The organism is Janthinobacterium sp. FW305-128, from assembly GCF_020858135.1.
In the GTDB taxonomy this organism is placed as follows: domain Bacteria; phylum Pseudomonadota; class Gammaproteobacteria; order Burkholderiales; family Burkholderiaceae_D; genus Janthinobacterium.
The window spans coordinates 247,470-265,276 of sequence record NZ_JACYMK010000005.1; the positions used below are offsets into that span (position 1 = coordinate 247,470).

15 protein-coding genes and 1 tRNA gene are annotated in these 17,807 nt (G+C 60.9%); 4 read left to right on the plus strand and 12 right to left on the minus strand.

Annotation, left to right across the window (positions count from 1 at the left end; genetic code table 11):
- Nucleotides 1-333 precede the first annotated feature (333 nt).
- Nucleotides 334-465, minus strand: coding sequence for a phage tail protein (locus IGS60_RS13015; protein ID WP_230504798.1), 132 nt, complete (start codon nucleotides 463-465; stop codon nucleotides 334-336).
- Nucleotides 466-629: 164 nt separating this feature from the next.
- A tRNA-Leu gene (locus IGS60_RS13020) sits at nucleotides 630-716 on the minus strand.
- Between the two features lie 795 nt (nucleotides 717-1,511).
- Here IGS60_RS13020 and IGS60_RS13025 point away from each other — a divergent pair.
- Nucleotides 1,512-3,329, plus strand: coding sequence for a hypothetical protein (locus IGS60_RS13025; protein ID WP_230504800.1), 1,818 nt, complete (start codon nucleotides 1,512-1,514; stop codon nucleotides 3,327-3,329).
- Nucleotides 3,330-3,427: 98 nt separating this feature from the next.
- On the opposite strand, the gene IGS60_RS13030 is transcribed toward IGS60_RS13025, so the two are convergent.
- The 7 genes from IGS60_RS13030 to IGS60_RS13060 form a co-directional block, all read right to left on the minus strand.
- On the minus strand, nucleotides 3,428-5,713 hold the full coding sequence (locus tag IGS60_RS13030) for a TonB-dependent receptor (protein WP_230504960.1): 2,286 nt from the start codon (nucleotides 5,711-5,713) through the stop codon (nucleotides 3,428-3,430).
- 435 nt (nucleotides 5,714-6,148) lie between these two features.
- Complete coding sequence (locus IGS60_RS13035) at nucleotides 6,149-7,882, minus strand: methyl-accepting chemotaxis protein (protein ID WP_230504802.1); 1,734 nt, start codon at nucleotides 7,880-7,882, stop codon at nucleotides 6,149-6,151.
- Between the two features lie 312 nt (nucleotides 7,883-8,194).
- On the minus strand, nucleotides 8,195-8,584 hold the full coding sequence (locus tag IGS60_RS13040; RefSeq protein ID WP_230504804.1) for a DUF4440 domain-containing protein: 390 nt from the start codon (nucleotides 8,582-8,584) through the stop codon (nucleotides 8,195-8,197).
- An 11-nt stretch (nucleotides 8,585-8,595) separates the two neighbouring features.
- Nucleotides 8,596-8,808 (minus strand): hypothetical protein, encoded by a 213-nt coding sequence (locus IGS60_RS13045; protein WP_070222955.1) that lies wholly within the window; start codon nucleotides 8,806-8,808, stop codon nucleotides 8,596-8,598.
- A gap of 84 nt (nucleotides 8,809-8,892) precedes the next feature.
- Nucleotides 8,893-9,396 carry a DUF2939 domain-containing protein gene (locus tag IGS60_RS13050; protein WP_070222954.1) on the minus strand — a complete coding sequence of 168 codons (504 nt, stop codon included), beginning with the start codon at nucleotides 9,394-9,396 and terminating at the stop codon, nucleotides 8,893-8,895.
- Between the two features lie 125 nt (nucleotides 9,397-9,521).
- Entirely contained in the window at nucleotides 9,522-9,968 is a 447-nt protein-coding gene (locus tag IGS60_RS13055; protein WP_070313501.1) for a DUF2939 domain-containing protein, read from the minus strand.
- A 36-nt stretch (nucleotides 9,969-10,004) separates the two neighbouring features.
- Nucleotides 10,005-10,697 (minus strand): hypothetical protein, encoded by a 693-nt coding sequence (locus IGS60_RS13060; RefSeq protein ID WP_230504806.1) that lies wholly within the window; start codon nucleotides 10,695-10,697, stop codon nucleotides 10,005-10,007.
- A gap of 226 nt (nucleotides 10,698-10,923) precedes the next feature.
- Here IGS60_RS13060 and IGS60_RS13065 point away from each other — a divergent pair, with 226 nt between their 5' ends.
- Both IGS60_RS13065 and IGS60_RS13070 read left to right on the plus strand, forming a co-directional pair.
- A complete protein-coding gene (locus IGS60_RS13065; RefSeq protein WP_070291240.1) occupies nucleotides 10,924-11,763 on the plus strand; it encodes a hypothetical protein in 840 nt (279 codons plus the stop codon).
- Nucleotides 11,764-11,777: 14 nt separating this feature from the next.
- Nucleotides 11,778-13,997, plus strand: a complete 2,220-nt coding sequence (locus tag IGS60_RS13070; protein WP_230504808.1) for a penicillin acylase family protein — start codon at nucleotides 11,778-11,780, stop codon at nucleotides 13,995-13,997.
- 108 nt (nucleotides 13,998-14,105) lie between these two features.
- On the opposite strand, the gene IGS60_RS13075 is transcribed toward IGS60_RS13070, so the two are convergent.
- Both IGS60_RS13075 and IGS60_RS13080 read right to left on the minus strand, forming a co-directional pair.
- Complete coding sequence (locus IGS60_RS13075; RefSeq protein ID WP_230504810.1) at nucleotides 14,106-15,287, minus strand: PLP-dependent aspartate aminotransferase family protein; 1,182 nt, start codon at nucleotides 15,285-15,287, stop codon at nucleotides 14,106-14,108.
- The gene (locus IGS60_RS13080; protein WP_230504961.1) at nucleotides 15,284-16,663 is read right to left on the minus strand and encodes a cystathionine beta-synthase; all 1,380 of its coding nucleotides are present in this window, start codon (nucleotides 16,661-16,663) and stop codon (nucleotides 15,284-15,286) included. Before IGS60_RS13080 ends, IGS60_RS13075 begins: the two co-directional genes overlap by 4 nt.
- A gap of 303 nt (nucleotides 16,664-16,966) precedes the next feature.
- Between IGS60_RS13080 and IGS60_RS13085 the strand changes: the two genes are divergently transcribed.
- Complete coding sequence (locus IGS60_RS13085) at nucleotides 16,967-17,515, plus strand: thymidine kinase (protein ID WP_034755172.1); 549 nt, start codon at nucleotides 16,967-16,969, stop codon at nucleotides 17,513-17,515.
- A 9-nt stretch (nucleotides 17,516-17,524) separates the two neighbouring features.
- Here IGS60_RS13085 and IGS60_RS13090 read toward each other — a convergent pair whose 3' ends face one another.
- The gene (locus IGS60_RS13090) at nucleotides 17,525-17,797 is read right to left on the minus strand and encodes a DUF2007 domain-containing protein (RefSeq protein ID WP_230504819.1); all 273 of its coding nucleotides are present in this window, start codon (nucleotides 17,795-17,797) and stop codon (nucleotides 17,525-17,527) included.
- Between the last annotated feature and the right edge of the window lie 10 nt (nucleotides 17,798-17,807).

Sequence of the window (17,807 nt, forward strand, 5' to 3'; positions counted from 1 at the left end):
GGTCGTACTCCACCACGTCGCCGTCGGGGTAATGCTTCGTGTGGATAGTGTCGTCGGACTCGCGTGCCTCAGACGCTTGCGGATACATCGCCGCGTAATCACGCCGCGCGTTAGGTGGTCTCTCGGGAAAAGACGATCAACTGTTCGCCCATGGTCCGCACCGACTAGGTGGGCGTGCTGTCAGCGTGCCGCGCGGCCCATTTCAGCAGGGGGTGAGCGTCGTACTGCTGTCAGAACTTGTCCCGGTAGGGCGGCATGTGCTTTATCTCGGCCGGATGCTGGATGTCCAGGCAACCGGCCTCGCCGGTTTGACCGCGATGCGCTCGGTCAGGTTCAGCTTGATCGAGATATCGACTGTTCACGGTTGTTGAATTCGAACTTGAAGGCGATGCCGTGCTTGCGCGTTTTCTCATTGGTCATCAGGTCGAGCTGGTGAACTTTCAGCCAGGCGAGCAGGGCCACCATGATGGCATCGCCCGCGCTATCACGGCGTAAATCTGGCGTAACCGCTAGAGGTTTTTGTCGGGTTTACTATGCATTAGCAGGAATCTCGGGACGTAAAAAAAGCCACTAACCCGTTGATTATATTGGGATGAATGGCTTTTTTTATGTTTCTGAATTCTGTGCGCTGGTGCCCGGAGCCGGAATCGAACCGGCACGCCCTTACAGGCGGGAGATTTTAAGTCTCCAGTGTCTACCAGTTTCACCATCCGGGCAGCGCGGCGAGATTCTAGCACAAGTGATATCGATAGCGCCATGTTGCGCCGCATTTGCGTCAGTCTTGTTGCTCGAGTTACTTCGTCAGATCGGTGCGTGGCTAGGCGGCCTGCCATGCGTGTCGTCGCGCCAAAAAACGAAGCTCGGCAAACGCTCTCGGCGCGCCACCGTGCGCGCGATTTTTGTCGCACGCTTATCTGTCAGCGGCTGCGGATATTGGATGACGTGAACGGCACACCGGTCTGACGGATAAGCTGGCAACAACTCGGCTGCAAAAAGCCCGGCGGCTTTTAAGAGCCGACAGGTGTCACTCTCATCGTGGAGTGGAGAGTCATCTCCCGCCAGGCGCCGGACAGATGTGGAACACTTATCAACACCTAATGCGCGTCGTAATTTGCGGTCTGCGATGCTTATTGGCTCAGCGCCCCAGTACCTTGGTACAGTTGCGCTTCTCAAGTCGACGGTGGCACCTAGCCTTCTTTCCGCTCGCCAGGGTTTGTCAGGCGTTGTTAAGCTTGCCTACTTACATCATACAAAATCAGCTTGCAAAAGGAGGGCAACTATAGGATAGATAGCCATAGATTTTCACGGCCGCAAGGTCAATGCAAAGAGGACGCCCAAAAATTAGCACCTCCGTCTCATGCGAGGCAGATGGATTATTGCGGGCCTTGGGCAAGGTGCTCAAGCATTTCTCGCAGTCATGCGGCCAGATCCTTGTCGTCACTGCCCGCAAGACTTGAATCACGCGTCCCGCACGCCGGAACGCTTCCCTAATTTCTTGTTTGAAAGTTGTCATGCAAAAAAAAGTCGCTAGTACCGAACCGCACACCATTACTGCTTCTGAGGCCGGACGTGCATTGAATGCGGTCCCGCTGAGTCTTGATCTCAGTGTGCCGAAAGGATTGACATGGCTCGACGATACCCTGAGCGGCATTGATCTGTACGACAAGGGGTTTGTTCGCCGGCCTTCCTTGTTTTTCGATCCCAGCGCCACATCCAGCCTTGGATTGGGCACCTTGAAACATCCGTATTTCACGCAGGCCCAGTTAATGCTGGTAATCAATGGAAATATGTCCGGGCAGGTGCTGGGCTTGAAGCGGGGAACGACCTTGCGCGTGACGGGAACAATGGGGCTGCAACTGGATGTGTACGGTTCGCCTGGCAAGCCATTCACCATTTGTCCCTATGGCGATGCCGAAGTATTACCCATCATTACGAGTGGTGTGGTCGTCCTGAACTGGACGCTGGAGGACGGCGCAGCGAATATCTGGTCTTATCCCATGGGCGCCATCGAGCATGACTGCTGGCAAAATGAGGTGCGTCTGTGGAAGAAGACCTTTGCGGGCAGCGCCGCGGCAAGCCTGACCACGGAAGGCAGCAGTGCGTACGTGAACGGCATCTTGTACGTGCGCCCCTATGCCGGTGAGGATCCGCGTCTGGGGCAAATGGAGGTCTCGAGTAGCCAGCATGCCCTCATGATCAACTACTCGAACGTGCCACACACCGGGTACATCCATGTCTGCGGCGTCGAGGCGCGCAAGGCACGCAATGTCTCCATTTCGGTGGCGCCCCCGACGACTGGAGTGGTCGATGCCATCGTCAGCATCAACGATATCAGCCTGGTCGGTTGCCGCGCCACTCAGGCTGGCGCCGATGGTCCTGTGCTTGCCTCGGACGGCATCACTATGATTGGACTGTCAGATGCGATACGCCTGAAGGGGGGCTACGTGGCAGGGAACCGCATCGACGACGTGCTTAACAACGCGATCGAGTACAGCTGCACCTCCGGACTTATCGTTGAAAAGAATATCAGCAGCAATTGCGGCGGCAATTCAATCGTGGAGCTCTGGTCATCCAACGATAACAGCATTATCCGCTACAACTATGGCTATTACAGCACTACGCGCGACCGGCGCCAGCTTACCTATGCTTCCGGCGGTATTTGGTTCGCCAACAACTATCAAAGTGCCGGTAGCCTGGCCAATAACGATGCCACGAACACCAGGAATTTCGATAACGTTGCGCATCACAATATGATTGTCTTGCCAGGACTTCGCGGCGTGCGCATATCGGGAGGGACGGGCTTGAATGTCTATCAAAACACCATCTATTACGATGAGGCGCTAACCGATCCCGCAGGCAAGCAGCAGTGTACGGCACTGTATATCGATGGGGCCGCAGCCGATGGCTTCGTCAATTTCAGCAACAACCTTGTATATTTTAAGCGCGATCCGCTGGTGGCGCGTTTCCCCCGCATGGTCAATCTGAACCCCGGAGCTGGCCGTCCGACGGGCGACCGGAATATTTATTTCACGGAAGGAAGCGGCATGAGCGGCGACGGTTTTTACACGGGAGCGGATGGAACGACGAACAATATCGTGACCTATAAGGCGCGTATGGCCACCAGCAATTTTGATCAAAATAGTATCTTTGGCCCGTATTTCATCGGTAGTAACGCGACCGTGGCCAGTATGGGGATGCATGACGAAAGCATGCGCATCGTGGCAGCCGGACACATCGGGAAGGCAGTGTCGACTATCGGCAGGCGATACTTTGACGGACAGCCTTACGCGCCCGACAATGCCACGATAGGCGCATTGGCAGGACGCTAAAGCGGAGTGGCCAACGGAGGGCCTGAAAGAATGCCGCTCAGCTGGCGCTGACGGCATTCCTCCGCGCGCGGTGCTCGCGCATGCATTCCCCGCAGCTATCAGAATGTCGCCTTGAACTGCACCCCATACGTGCGCGGTTCGTTGACGATGCCTGTCAGGTTGTCGAAATCGATCGCGCCCAGCGACTGGATCTGGTTGGTGATGTTGCGGCCGTACGCGGAGAGTTCGTATTTGTCCCATTTGTAGCCGACGCGCAAACCGCCTTCGAGCAGTTCCTTGGCCTTGTATTCCTTCGCTTCATACAGGAAGAAGTTGTAGCTGGTGCGGTAGGCCCAGTCCGTGTAGGCGTAGAACTCGCCATTGGCGAGGGGAATGCTGTACTTTAATGTGAAGTTGGTTTGCCATTCCGGCGCGCGCGGCAGCGGGTTGCCGTCGATGTAGGCCGTGCCCTTGAACGGGCCCAGCGGGTCGGTCACGGTGCAGCCGCTGGCCGGGTTGTTTTGCGCGTTGCCGCAGCTTTGCACGAACAGCTTCTTGTCCTGGATTTCCGTGTGGTTGTAGCTGCCGCCCAGGGTCATGCTGAGCGAATCGCTGAGGTTCGCCTGGAAATCGAGTTCCACGCCGCGGCCCGTGGCCTTGTCTGCGTTGATCAGCTGGTTCATGTTGACGGCGCCGCTGCCGGCCGTCAGTTGCTTGTCCTTCACGCGGTACTGGAATATGGCCAGGCTCAGGCGCGCTCGCTTGTCGAACAGGTCCTGCTTGATGCCCGCCTCGACGGACAGCGCTTTCTCGGCGCCCGCAAACGAAGGGCGGTCGGCCAGGCCATTCAGGCGGCCCTGCATCGACGGCGCGCGGTAGCCGGTGGCGATGCGCGCGTAGGCATTCGTTGCCGGCGTCAATACATAGGTGCCGCTCAGGTCCCAGCTGACGTTGTGCGAGGTGTCGTGCAAGTCGAAGGGGCCGGCCGTGGTCGCCTCCACCCGCTTGGCGGAGAAATCCTTCTTGTCGGTCGTGTAGCGCAGGCCGGCGCGCAGTTTCAGGGCGTCCGAGACCGTGTAGTTGAGCGAGCCGAAGGCCGCGTACGACTTCGAGCTCTGGTTTTGCGTGGCGTAGTTCGGGCTTTGCGGGTTGCCGGGCGCCAGGCTGTTGAAGCCGATGCTGTCGATCTGGATATCTTCCTTGAAGTAGAACAGGCCGGCTATCCATTGCAGCGGGCCGCGGGCAGACGACTCGGCGCGGAATTCCTGCGAAATCTGCTTGTGGTTGGGGATCACGTCGGCCGTTTCCACGACGAACGGGATGAAGCCGGGGCCCATCGGCGGCGCGGACACGGCGCCATAGCCGCCGTCGACGTCGGCGCGGCTGAAGAAATCGAGTTTTTCGTAGCCGGTGATCGAATGCAGGGTGACGCCGGGCAAGTCCCATTTCAGGCGCATGCTGGCGCCCTTGGTTTTCAGGTGCTGGCGGTTGATGCCGTCGGTCGGGTAGTTGTCGTAATCAAAGCCGTCGACGAGGTCGTTCGTGCCCTGTTTCAGGATATTCGCGCGGAACAGGGTGGCCGTGCCGTCGAGATTGCGCGCGTGCACGTTGAACAGGGCCGTGAAGTCGCGCATGGGCTTGACCAATACCTGCAGGCGGGCGGCGCTGTCTTCATAGCCTTCGAAGTCGCGCGTGCCGGTGGGGCGCGGGTTGTGCACGCGGTCGTCGCGGCGCTGCGTCTGGCCGGAAAAGCGCAGGGCGACCGTGTCGCTGACGGGCACGTTGAACGCGCCTTCCAGGTTCTTCATGCCATCCTTGCCGAAGCCGCCGCTCAGGTAGCCTTCCGTCTTGAAGACGGGCTTGGCGGAATCGAACTTGATCACGCCGGCTGGCGAGTTACGGCCGAACAAGGTGCCTTGCGGGCCGCGCAGCACTTCGACCTGATCCACGTCAAACACGGGAAAGCCCTTGAGCATGGCGTTTTCCTGCACTACGTCATCCATCACCAGGCCCACGGGCTGCGAGGCGTTCAGGTCGAAGTCGGTATTGCCCAGGCCGCGAATGTAGAAGCGGGGGAAGGTGCGGCCGTAATCCGATTCGACGGAGACGCTGGGCGAGCGGCTGTTGAGGAAGCGGATGTCGGCGCCGCCGGCCGTCAGCGTGTCGAGCTTGTCGCCTTTCAAGGTGGCGATGGACATGGGCACGTCCTTGATGTTTTCCGCGCGCCGCTGCGCCGTCACGATCACCGTTTCCAGCTGGCCAGGACCGGTCTGTGCCGCCGGGACGGCAGGCGCGTCGGCAGCTGGCGCCGGGACGCTATCCTGTGCCATCGCCTGCAGCGGAAAGGCGGCGCTGATTGCCAGGGCAATCAGGGTGTGGCGTACTGTGCGGGCATGCGGTGTCATCATGAAACGGCTCCTGTCGGTCAAGGTTGTTGGGGGCATGCAAGCTGGCGCTGGCCAGCTGAACGAAAAATCATGCTAGCACGGGAAATTTTGGTATTCATGCCATTTTCCAACGATGGCTATTCATATCCGTTTCGACTCAATACGCGAATAAAATCGTATTTGTCGTCACTATCTGGCGGGTGCATAGTGGAGTGCCGGCAGGCTTGTGCGGGAACAAAATAGGCTGGACAAGACGACGAGGTTTCCTGCGGCGGCGCAAAAAAGCATGCGCCATTTCGGCGTAGTAGCGGGATCCGGGGCGGCACAAATACAACAGTTGCCGCGGATTTTTTATGTGAGGGGCGTGTTGTTGCAACGCGACAGGGGAGGCCGGCTGCGGCTCTCCCCTGTGCGTGTGAAGCGGGGCATGCGTGGCTGCATGCCTGTACGTGCTTAAAACTCTTCCCAGTCGCCGGCCGTCACGGCTTCCGCTTGCGCCGCACGGGGTTTTGCCGGTGCGGCCTGGCGCTTGGCGGGGCTGCTGGCCGCTGCTGCCGGTACCAGGCGCAGCGGCTTGTGGCTGGCGCGTGCCGGTGCTGGCGCCGGTGCGGGTGCCGCCAGATGGCTGTCATGCGTCTTGAAGATGCTCACGGTTTCCACCAGGTGGCTGGCCTGCTCGCGCAGCGATTCGGCCGCCGCCGCCGCTTCTTCCACCAGCGAGGCATTTTGCTGCGTGACGCTATCCATCTGGGTCACCGCCTGATTGATCTGCTCGATTCCTGCGGACTGTTCCTGGCTGGCCACCGTGATTTCAGCGATGATGTTGCTGACGCGGGCGACGCTGGCGACCACCTCGGACATCGTCGTGCCCGCTTGCGCCGCCAGCCTGGAGCCCGCATCGACGCGGCTGACGGAATCGTCGATCAGCGCCTTGATTTCCTTGGCTGCGCTGGCGCTGCGCTGGGCCAGGCCGCGCACTTCGGTCGCCACGACGGCGAAGCCGCGGCCCTGTTCGCCGGCACGCGCCGCTTCCACGGCGGCATTCAGGGCCAGGATATTGGTCTGGAAGGCGATGCCGTCGATGACGCTGATGATGTCGACAATCTTGCGCGACGATTCGCTGATCAGGTCCATGGTGCCCATCACTTGCCCCACCACGGCGCCGCCCTTGCTGGCGACGTCCGATGCCGTCGTGGCCAGCATATTGGCTTCGCGGGCATTTTCCGCATTCTTGCGCACGGTGCTGGTGAGCTCTTCCATTGACGAAGCGGTTTCTTCCAGCGAACTGGCTTGCTGTTCCGTGCGCAGCGACAGATCGCTATTGCCGCTGGAAATTTCCGCGGCGGCAAGGGAAACGGTGTCGGAATCCTGGCGCACCGACGACACTACCGTGGTCAGCGACTCCTGCATGCGCTGCAGCGCCGACAGCACGCTGGCGGTATCGTGCGGTGCAACGTTGAGTTTGCCTGTCAGGTCGCCGCCGGCCAGCAGGCTGACGGCGTCGCACAGCTGCTTCGGTTCTGCGCCCAGCGCCTTGAGCAGGCTGCGTGTGATGAGCCAGCCCGCCAGGGCTGCCAGCACGATGGACAGCAGGCTGGCGCCGATGAGAATATTCCTGTTGAGCGTGTAACGCTCGTTGTCTTCCTGCAAGATGGCGGTAGAGCGCTGGTCCGTCAGGGCGAAATATTCATCGCTGGCGGCGACGAGGGCGGCCAGCAGCGGGCGGCATTCCTCATTCATCTTGACGATGGCCTGGTCGGTTTTCTTTTGCAGCGCCAGGTCCACGATAGCCATCGCTACGGGAGAATAGCGTTTTTCGATGCCGTCTATCTTGTTGACTATGGCGCGCACTTCATCCGATACCTCAGGCTGCTGTGTCAGCTGCAGCAGATGCTGCATGTTCTTGACGACCTCGGCCTGCGCCTGCAAGACCTGTTTGCGTTCGATCTCCAGGTCTTCCGGCTTGGTGACGAGCACCAGATTCCTGGCCGCCACGGCACGCATGTCGATTGCGTCACGTACGCGGTGCGCCGTATTGGCGCGGGCGGTGATGCCGTTGACATACTGGTCAAAACTGGCGTTGAAGTTGGAAAAGCTCCGCACGGACAGGATCGATATGCCGATGAGGAAAAAGACCAGCAGGCCGAAAGCCAGAGTGAGCTGGGTGCGTACGGTGAATTTGTCCATGATGTCTCTCCAAAATACGTGGTGATGATTAGAAAGGGGGCTTGCGTGAGACCGGTGGCAGGCGCTTGCCTGGCGACGGGTCGAGTCCTACGCAGTGCTTTTCTATCCAGAACACGGATTCGTGGTGCAAGGATGGAATTAATTTAAAAAACCGATTTCAATAATTTATTTGTTTTATTTATTAAATTCATTGTTGCACAAAAAATTCATTAAATCAATGAGATTTTGCGTGTCAAAAAACAACTTTTCGGCATGGATGCTGGTTCCTGCGCCGTTTGATCGGGCGCAAGACAGTATCTTCGGGGAGGTGGATCAGCCGGGAATGGGCGTGCCCTGGTGAAAAATCATTTGCCAGCGGCCATCGCGCCATTTCCACAAGGAACTGCGCAAGCTGGCGCTGGCGGGCAGGGCGCCGTTGGCGTGGCGTTGCGAGCGGTAGGTAACCAAGGCAACATCGTCGGCCAGCAAGCGGGCCTGAAAATCGTGGATGCTGCGCTGGCAAAAGTCTTCCACCGGCAAGTCCGCCAGGGTTGCCGCGCGCGTCCAGAGATTGCCCGAGCTGCCGAACTCGACGAAGTCGTCAGCCAGCAGGGCCGCCAGCCTGGCCCTGTCGGCGCGCACCGCCTGGCTTTGCAGCGCCGCTTCCAGCGCCTGCAGCTGCGCCGCCAGGCTGTCCTGCTGAGTATCCCGCGCGTCGTCCATTGGCAAGATATTCAGATAGGAAATGCGCCCGCGCCCGATACATTCAGGCAGGCGACCTTGTCGCTGGAAAAGTACTTGATTTGTCCCAGGCCGATGGCGTAGCAGCCGTCGCTGAGCGGGGAAATGGGGCCGGTGAGTTTTTCACCGCCGACCAAGGTCACCACCCAGGGCGTGGTGGCCGGTTTGCCCGCGTGGGCCAGTGCGTGTTGTACCAGGTCTGACATGCTACCTCCGTTGGAAATCAAAATCCGATGATAGCAGTGTCCGGTGTCGGATAGCCGCTGGATTGACGACAAGAGGGGGGCGCTTTACGCGTCGGCCAGCAAGTTCTTTGGCAGGGCCACCGATACCAGCTTCCAGTGCCACAGGCCGTCGCGCGTCAGGGTCAGTTCGCCGATATGGCTTTTGCTGTGGGCGCGCTGCACCACCACGCTGTTCCACGAGGTGTAGCGCAGCCTGTAGTCGGGCTTGGTGTTGCGCTTGCGGCCGCTGATGTCGCTGACCTTCGCGATCGGGTTTTCGTAGCGGTCATTGAGCTTCATCAATGCGACGATGCCTTCGGGCATCAGCATGGTGTCGAGCAAGGGATCGATGACCTCGGGATTGATATCGTCGGCCACTTCCGGCGCCGAGAACAGGGTGTGCAGTTGCTGCCCCAGGCTGCCGCGCAACTGGGCCAGGTCGATCTGCGCGGCCAGCGCCTGCGTATCCTCGTCCATGGTGGCCGCGCGGATCTTGTTCATGGTGAAGTACGGGCTGCCATAGAAGACGCCGGCCAGCGCGACCAGTACCGCTACAGCGAGAAGCATCATTCTTTTCATCGTGCAATCTCTCGGATGCCTGGCGACCCGGTGCGCCTGAGGTGTTGGCATTCTACATAATATTTCCCAAAATCAATATGACGGTTTAGGTAAGTGTTGTTTTAGATCAAGTTTCTTTAGAGTAATTCCGGCGGCAGGGTAATGTCCATCAGTTTCCAGTCCCAGATGCCATGGCGGCGCAGCAGAAACTGGCTTGCGGCGGGTCCGGCGCCGCTGCGCCGCAGCACCACTTCATTCCACGAGCGGTACGCCATGCCGAAGTCGTGGCGCTTGCCGTCAGCCCCCTGCTTGCCGTGCAAGATCAATACCGTGATGCCGGGCGGCGAGACGATGGTGTCGAGCATTTCCTTGAAATCATCGTCATTGGCCGTTTCGCCGCCCGCGCGCAGCTGGCGCGCCACGCTGGCGCGGATCGCAGGCAGGTCGGCCTGCTGCGCCAAGTTTTCCAGGCGCACGGATTTCGCCGCGATGCTGATGCGGTACATGGCGATGTAGGGGCTGACCCAGGTGAAGCCGATGGCGGCGACGGCAAAAATGATCGCGGTGGCGTACTTTCTTTTCATGCTATATCTGCCTGGATCGCAGCTTGCCCGCGAGTGTCAGTAGCCGCCAATGATTTGGTATTCCAGGCCCTGATTTCCTGCGCTACGTACTTGGATCTTGATTTTCCTGAAGGTGATTTCCGCAGGAAAACTTGTGATCTCGAATGATAAATCTTGCGAAAACGACGGCCTTGCCAGGCTGCCCGCATACTCCCGGTAGGCAATGCGCAATGTCTTATTGCTGTAGCCCTGATATAGCAATTGTGAATTGATGGACCTGTCGATAGGTGCAGTTTCCACTCCCGGGCCGAATTTGATGCCGGGGCTGACGTCTTCGTGCCACCACGCCAGATCGCCTGCGATCATCACCTGGTCCAGCAGGCCATCATTGTTTCGGTCGGCAAAACAGGCATTCTTGGTCATTCCGGGCAGCAGCATATTGAATACCTGCCGTTCAGTGCAGTAAGCAGGTTTTCCCTCGACATCGGCGCGGTACAGGAAGTCGCCCTCGATGACGGCTACACGTCCGCCGCCAATCGACACGGCGCGTCCATCGTAAATCTGATAGCCCGTTTTGCTTGTGTATTGAAATGTGGACAACAGTGCTTCACCGGCAGTGACCTTTGAAACGACATTCAGTTGCGGATCATGGCCGATGCGTTCCATCGTGCGGGTGGTCTCGCGCACTTCCATGGTGGCGCACCCGCTGAGTACCAGGGCAGCGATGGCGACGCGGCATAACTTTTTCATTGATTTCCTTGTTTGTCTTCGAAGCGCTCATACGCAAGCAGGCGCGAGTAAGGGGAAGGTCGTTAAATATTGCCAAATGATAAGTTCAGTTGCTTCTGAAGGAAAGGAAAAATGTGCTTTTTTCTGCCGTGACGAGCGATGGGGGACCTCGGTCAGCCTTATGGAGGGCGGATGGTGTAGCATTCGTGCCGGCGCGGACCATCGCGCCGCAATATTGAGGACAACCATGAATATCACTATCAATCAGGTGCTGCAGTCGTATATCGACCCGCTCACCGCCAGCGAGTACGCGGCGCTCGAGCGCAGCCTGCTGGCCGAAGGCTGCCGCGATGCGCTGGTGCTGTGGAACGACGTGCTGATCGACGGGCATAACCGCTACGCCATCTGCCGCCAGCACGGCATCGAATTCAAGACCATCCAGAACACCAGCTTTACCTCGCTCGACGACGTCATGCTGTGGATGATCGACAATCACCTGGCGCGCCGCAGCGTGTCGGACTTCCAGCGCGGCGTGCTGGCCTTGCGCAAGAAGGAGATCGTCGCCGCGCGAAGCCCGGCGCCCGTCAGCGCCCAGGACGCGCCCGATGGCGAAAACGCGCCCAAGCCTCCCATGAGCACGCGCGAAGAGGTGGCCAAGGCGGCCAGATTGAGCAGCAACCAGATCAGCCAGATCGAGAAGATCCAGAAAGCCGCTTCGCCCGAGCTGGTGGAAGCCGTCCGTTCGGGCACGATCTCGATCAATGCCGCGGCCACCGTGGCATCGCTGCCGCCGGAAGAGCAGGTGGCGGCCGTCGCCGGCGGCAAGAAATTATTACGCCAGGCGGCCAAGGAAATCCGCGAACAGCGCGCCGCCACGCGCACGCCGCGCGAGCCGAAAGCGCCTCACGTTTCGCAGGACACGCCGGAAACGGGCAACGAGCCGTGGGCGGAAAACGCGGCCCAGGCGCCGTCCGAAACGGAGCGCCTGCGCGGCGAGATCGCCAGCTTGAAGCAGAAAGTGGCGCAGCTGCAGGCGGAAAATGTGGAGTTGAACCAGCGTATCGCCACCCTGATCGACGCATCCTGATATTGGAGTAGTGCATGCCAGTTCGCCGTGCCTTGTTCGCCGCCATCGCCTGCGGCATCGTTGCCGCTCCTCCCGCGCTGGCGGCGCCCGCCGTTTCCGTCACGGACATGGCCCGCTGGCAGACGCAGGCTGCCAACGTCAGCATCGCGCGCGACACGTGGGGCATTCCCCACGTGACGGGCAAGACGGATGCCGATGCCGTCTTCGGCCTGATGTATGCGCAGGCCGAAGACGATTTCCCCCGCGTGGAATTGAACTATATCAATGCCATGGGGCGGCTGGCGGAAGTGGAGGGCGAGCGGGAGCTGTACCGCGACCTGCGCATGAAGCTCTTCATCGATCCGCAGGAGCTGCAGGCGCAGTACCGCGCCAGCCCGGCGTGGCTGCAGAAACTCATGGATGCCTTTGCCGACGGCCTCAATTTTTACCTGGCCACGCATCCGCACGTCAAACCTCGCTTGATTACGCATTTCGAGCCGTGGATGGCCCTCAGTTTCAGCGAGGGCAGCATCGGCGGCGATATCGAATCGGTCAACCTGACGCAGCTCGAAGCGTTCTACGGCCAGCAGGCCAGGCCCGTCGCCATGGCGCTGGCCAGCGTGGAGACCAGGTTGGCGTCAGGTCTGGACCCCGAACCGAGCGGCTCGAACGGCTTCGCTATCGCGCCCGCCATCACGAAAAACGGCCATGCGCTGCTGATGATCAACCCGCACACCTCGTTCTACTTCCGTCCCGAAGTGCAGGTCACCAGCGGCGAAGGCTTGAACGCGTATGGCGCCGTCACCTGGGGCCAGTTCTTCGTTTACCAGGGTTTTAACGACCGCCTGGGCTGGATGCATACCTCGGGCGGCGGCGACGTCATCGACGAATACCTGGAAAGCATCGTCGACCACGATGGCGCCTGGTTCTACCGCTATGACGGCGGGCTGCGCCCTTTGAAAGCCGTGCCGATCACCTTGCCCTATAAACTGGCCGATGGCCGCATGGGATCGACAACCATCACCGTCTACTACAGCCACCACGGCCCCATCGTGCGCGCGCTGGACGGTAAATGGGTGGCCGTGCGCCTGATGAATGAACCGTTGAAGGCTTTGACGCAGTCGTACACGCGCACCAAGGCGCGCGATTACGCGGCCTTTTACAAGACGATGGAGCTGCGCACGAATTCGTCGAACAACACGGTGTATGCGGATGCGGATGGCAATATCGCCTACTTTCACGGCAATTTCATCCCCGTGCGCGACCCGCGCTTCAACTGGAAGCAGCCCGTCGACGGCAGCGACCCGGCCACGGAATGGAAAGGGCTGCACACGGTGGCGCAAACCATCACCTTGTTCAATCCGAAGAATGGCTGGATTCAGAACACGAACAACTGGCCGTATTCGGCGGCCGGCGCCAACAGCCCGCGCCAGCAGGACTATCCCGCCTACATGTCGGTCTACGGCGAAAACGCGCGCGGCCTGCATGCCGTCAAGGTTTTTCAGAACAAGACGGGTTTTACGCTCGACAGCCTGATCGCCGCCTCCTACGACAGCGAACTGACGGCCTTTGAAACGCTGCTGCCGCCGCTGTTCGCGGCCTACGATGCGCTGCCGGCCGGCGGCGCGCAACAGCTGGCGCTGGCGGAAAAAATCGCGCTGCTACGGACCTGGGACTGGCGCTATGCGCTGACGTCGACCGCCACCTCGCTGGCCGTGTTCTGGGGCCAGGAGCTGGCGGAGCTGACGGGCAAGCAGGCGAGGGAACAAGGCGTGCCCGTGGTCGATTTTCTGGCGACGGACAAGGTCACGGCGGCGCAGCGGCTGGCTGCCCTGGCGACGGCGGCGGACAAACTGCAGCGCGATTTCGGTAGCTGGCAAACGCCGTGGGGCGAGATCAACCGCTTCCAGCGCCTGACGGGCGACATGGTGCAGCCGTTCGACGATGCGCAGCCGAGCTTGCCCGTGCCTTACGCGTCGGGCAACTGGGGCGCGCTGGCCGCGTATGGACAGAGCAGCAAGAGCACGACCCGCAGGATATACGGCGAACGCGGCAACAGCTTTGTCGCGGCCGTGGAATTCGGCCCCCGCATCAAGGCGAAAAGCATTCTTGCCGGTGGCCAGAGCGGCGACCCGAAGTCGCCCCACTTCCAGGACCAGGCGGCCATGTATGCGCGCGGCGAATTCAAGGAGGTGTTGTTTTATCCGGAGGACGTGGCGAAGCACCTGGAGCGCAGGTATCGGCCGGGGGAGTGACGTTTGTGGTGTGTCGGATTACGCCCGGCGTTGCCGAGCTAATCCGACCTACCGGCCTCGGCATAGCGTAGGTCGGATTAGCGCAGCGTAATCCGGCACCTCTCCCCCTCAAATCGCGTCCAGCGCCGTGCGCAGATCATGGCGCAAATCCTCGATATCCTCGATCCCCACCGACAGGCGGATCAAGCCGTCGCCGATGCCCAGCTTGGCCCGCTGTTCGGCGGGAATGCTGGCATGCGTCATCAGGGCCGGGTGCTCGATCAGGCTTTCCACGCCGCCCAGGCTTTCGGCCAGGGCAAATACTTCGCAGCGCTCGAGGAAGCGCCGTGCGCCAGCCAGGTCGGTGTCGAGGTCGATCGAGATGATGCCGCCGAAACCATCCATCTGGCGCTGCGCCAGCGCATGCTGCGGGTGCGATGCCAGCCCCGGATAAAACACGGTTTTCACTTCCTTTTGCTGCTCCAGCCACTGCGCCAGGGCCAGGGCGCTTGCGCAATGGCGCTGCATGCGGATGGCCAGGGTTTTCACGCCGCGCAAGGCCAGAAAGCTGTCGAACGGCCCGGCAATCGCCCCCACTGAATTCTGCAAAAAGCCCAGCTGCTCGCGCCATTCCGCCTGGCGTTCTTCCGCGCCGACGATGGCGATGCCGCCGATGATGTCCGAGTGGCCGTTCAAATACTTGGTGGTCGAATGCACGACGATGTCGAAGCCGTGTTCCAGGGGGCGCTGCACCAGCGGACTGGCAAACGTGTTGTCGGCCACGGCGATGATGCCCCGCTCACGGCAGATGTCGGCGATCGCCCGCAAGTCGGCCAGTTTCAGCATGGGGTTCGTGGGCGTTTCCACCCACACCATCTTCGTTTCCGGGCGCAGCGCGGCCAGCAGGTTCTCGGGATTCGTCAGGTCGACGTACGTGAATGCGTGGCCGGCCGAACGCCGGCGCACGCGCTCGAACAGTCGATACGTGCCGCCGTACATGTCGTCGCCGGCGACGATGTGGCTGCCCGCGTCCAGCAGTTCCAGCACGGACGAAATGGCGGCCAGGCCCGAAGCGAACGCGAACGCCGCGCTGCCGCCTTCCAGGTCGGCCACGCAGCGCTCGAGCGCCCAGCGCGTGGGATTGTGCGAGCGGCCGTAATCGAGGCCCTTGTGCACGCCGGGGCTGTCCTGCACGAAGGTGGAGGTGGCGTAAATGGGCGGCATGATGGCGCCCGTCGACGGGTCGGGCGACTGGCCGGCGTGGATGACGCGGGTGGCCAGATGGCGCTTGCGGGTGGTTTCTTGGCTCAAGATAAAGTCCTGCGTAAGTGGTTGAGAAGGTCGAAGCGGGTGATCAAGCCATAGAAGCCGGTATCGTCGGCGACGACGGCCGTCAAGCCCCGGTCCAGGGTGGCGCGCAGGGCGGGCAAGCCGCTCGATGGCGCCAGGGTTTCGATCTGCGTCGTCATGGTGGCGCCCACCAGACCTGCGAAATGGGCGGCGTCGCTCGACACATGCAGCAGCAAGTCCGATTCGTCGATAATGCCGACCAGTTGGCCGCCGTCGATGACGGGCAGTTGCGCCAGGTCGCTGGCGCGCATGCGGTTGAAGGCCGTGAGCAGGGTGTCGCCGGGCGCCACGCTGACGACGTCGCCCTCGTCGTAACGGCGTCCGATCAGGTCGCGCAAGTCGCCCGAGAGCGCGCGCTGCAACAGGCCCTGGTCGCGCATCCAGCCGTCGTTGTAGACCTTCGACAGATAGCGCGTCCCCGTGTCGCAGACAAATGTGACAACGCGCTTCGGCGTCGTCTGTTCGCGGCAGTATTTGAGGGCGGCGGCCAGCAGCGTGCCCGTGGACGAGCCGCCTAAAATACCTTCGGCGCGCAGCAGGGCGCGCGCGGAATCAAAACTTTCCTGGTCGCTGATGGTATAGGCCTTTTTGACGCTGTCCATGTCGGCGATGGCCGGGATAAAATCCTCGCCGATGCCTTCGACGGCCCACGAGCCGCTCGTGTCGCTGACTTTGCCCGACTCGATGTATTCGGTGAGGATGGAGCCTTGCGGGTCGGCCAGCACGAATTCCAGCTTGGGCTGCGCCTTGCGGAAGTAGCGCGTCAGGCCCGTCAGGGTGCCGGACGAACCGACGCCGACGACGATGGCGTCCACGTCATGGCCAGTTTGCTCCCAGATTTCGGGAGCCGTCGTCGTTTCGTGGGCGAGCGGGTTGGCGGGATTGTTGAACTGGTCGGCGAAGAAGGCGCCCGGCAGTTCGCGCGCCAGCCGCGCCGCATAATCCTGGTAGTACTCGGGGTGGCCCTTGCCCACGTCCGAGCGCGTGGTGTGCACTTCGGCGCCCAGCGCCTTCAGGTGCAGCACTTTTTCCGTCGACATCTTGTCGGGCACGACGAGAATCACGCGGTAGCCCTTGATGCGCCCGACGAGGGCCAGGCCGATACCGGTGTTGCCGGCCGTGGCCTCGACGATGGTGCCGCCCGGCTGCAGGCGGCCGTCGGCTTCGGCCGCTTCGATGATGGACAGGCCGATGCGGTCCTTGATGGAACCGCCGGGATTTTGCGATTCCAGTTTCAGGAACAGCTGGCACAGGCCCGTATCAAGCCTGGTGACTTCGACCAGCGGGGTGTTGCCGATCAGCTTGTATAGCGCTGGCGGCTGGGAGGGGGATGGCATTCGATCATTCATGGTGGCTCCTGTCAGAGAAACAGCCGCTCAGGATCGTGTCCCGAGCCGCCTTCCGTGCCGCGCAGTGTAGGCGGGTGGACGAGTGCGGCGAACGAATGTTTCCATGCTTGCATATGCGCCCTGCGCATATCGGCGGCAAGGTACGCGATGCGAGTATGCACCGTTTTTGGCCCGCTTGCCGCGCCACAGGCAGGACTATTAAGCTGCCGCAAGCCTGCCATTGCGATTTATAATCACGCCTCGAAAAGATACTAAATAGTATTGAAAATCAACCAGACAGGGCAGGCGGCGGTGGCAAAACTTTATTTCCGGTATTCCGCGATGAACGCGGGCAAGTCGACGGCCTTGTTGCAGGTCGCGCACAACTATGAAGAGCAGGGCCAGCAGGTGCGCCTGTACACGGCCGCCATCGACAGCCGCTACGGCGTGGGCCGGGTCACCTCGCGTCTGGGGCCGCAGCGCCAGGTCGATATCTTTCATGCCGACACGAATTTCCTGGACGATATTCCCCAGGTCGCCTGTTTGCTGGTGGATGAGGCGCAATTTCTCAGCACGGCACAAGTGCAGCAGCTGCACCAGCTGGCGCAAGTGAAGGGCGTGCCCGTCATCTGCTACGGCTTGCGCACGGATTTCAAGGGCGAACCGTTCCCCGGCTCGGCCTATCTGCTGGCGCTGGCCGACGATATCGAAGAGTTGAAGAATATTTGTACTTGCGGCAAGAAGGCCACGATGAACATCCGCGTGGACGAGCAGGGCCGCCGCATCAAGGAAGGTGAGCAGATCAGCATAGGCGGCAACGAGAGTTACCGCCAGGCTTGCGGGCGCTGTTTCTACTCCTAAGTTAATTCCTTATTCGGCGACGGGCACACCCACGTCCGCATCATCCGCCAGCGCCAGATCGCCCCGTTCGAACGCGGCCAGGATGTCATTGGCGCGTGCCACGTCGTGTGCGCGCACCATGACGCGGGCGCCGCCGATGGCGGCCGCCAGCAGCATGTCGGCCTGCATGTGCTGGTCATCCGTCAGCAGCACGTCGATGCCGGCCGCTGCCAGGCAGCCGCGGATGACGTGCGCATCCGTGGGGATCATCAGCCGGGCAATTAAAACATAGTCGTCGTGCATCGTGTCTCCC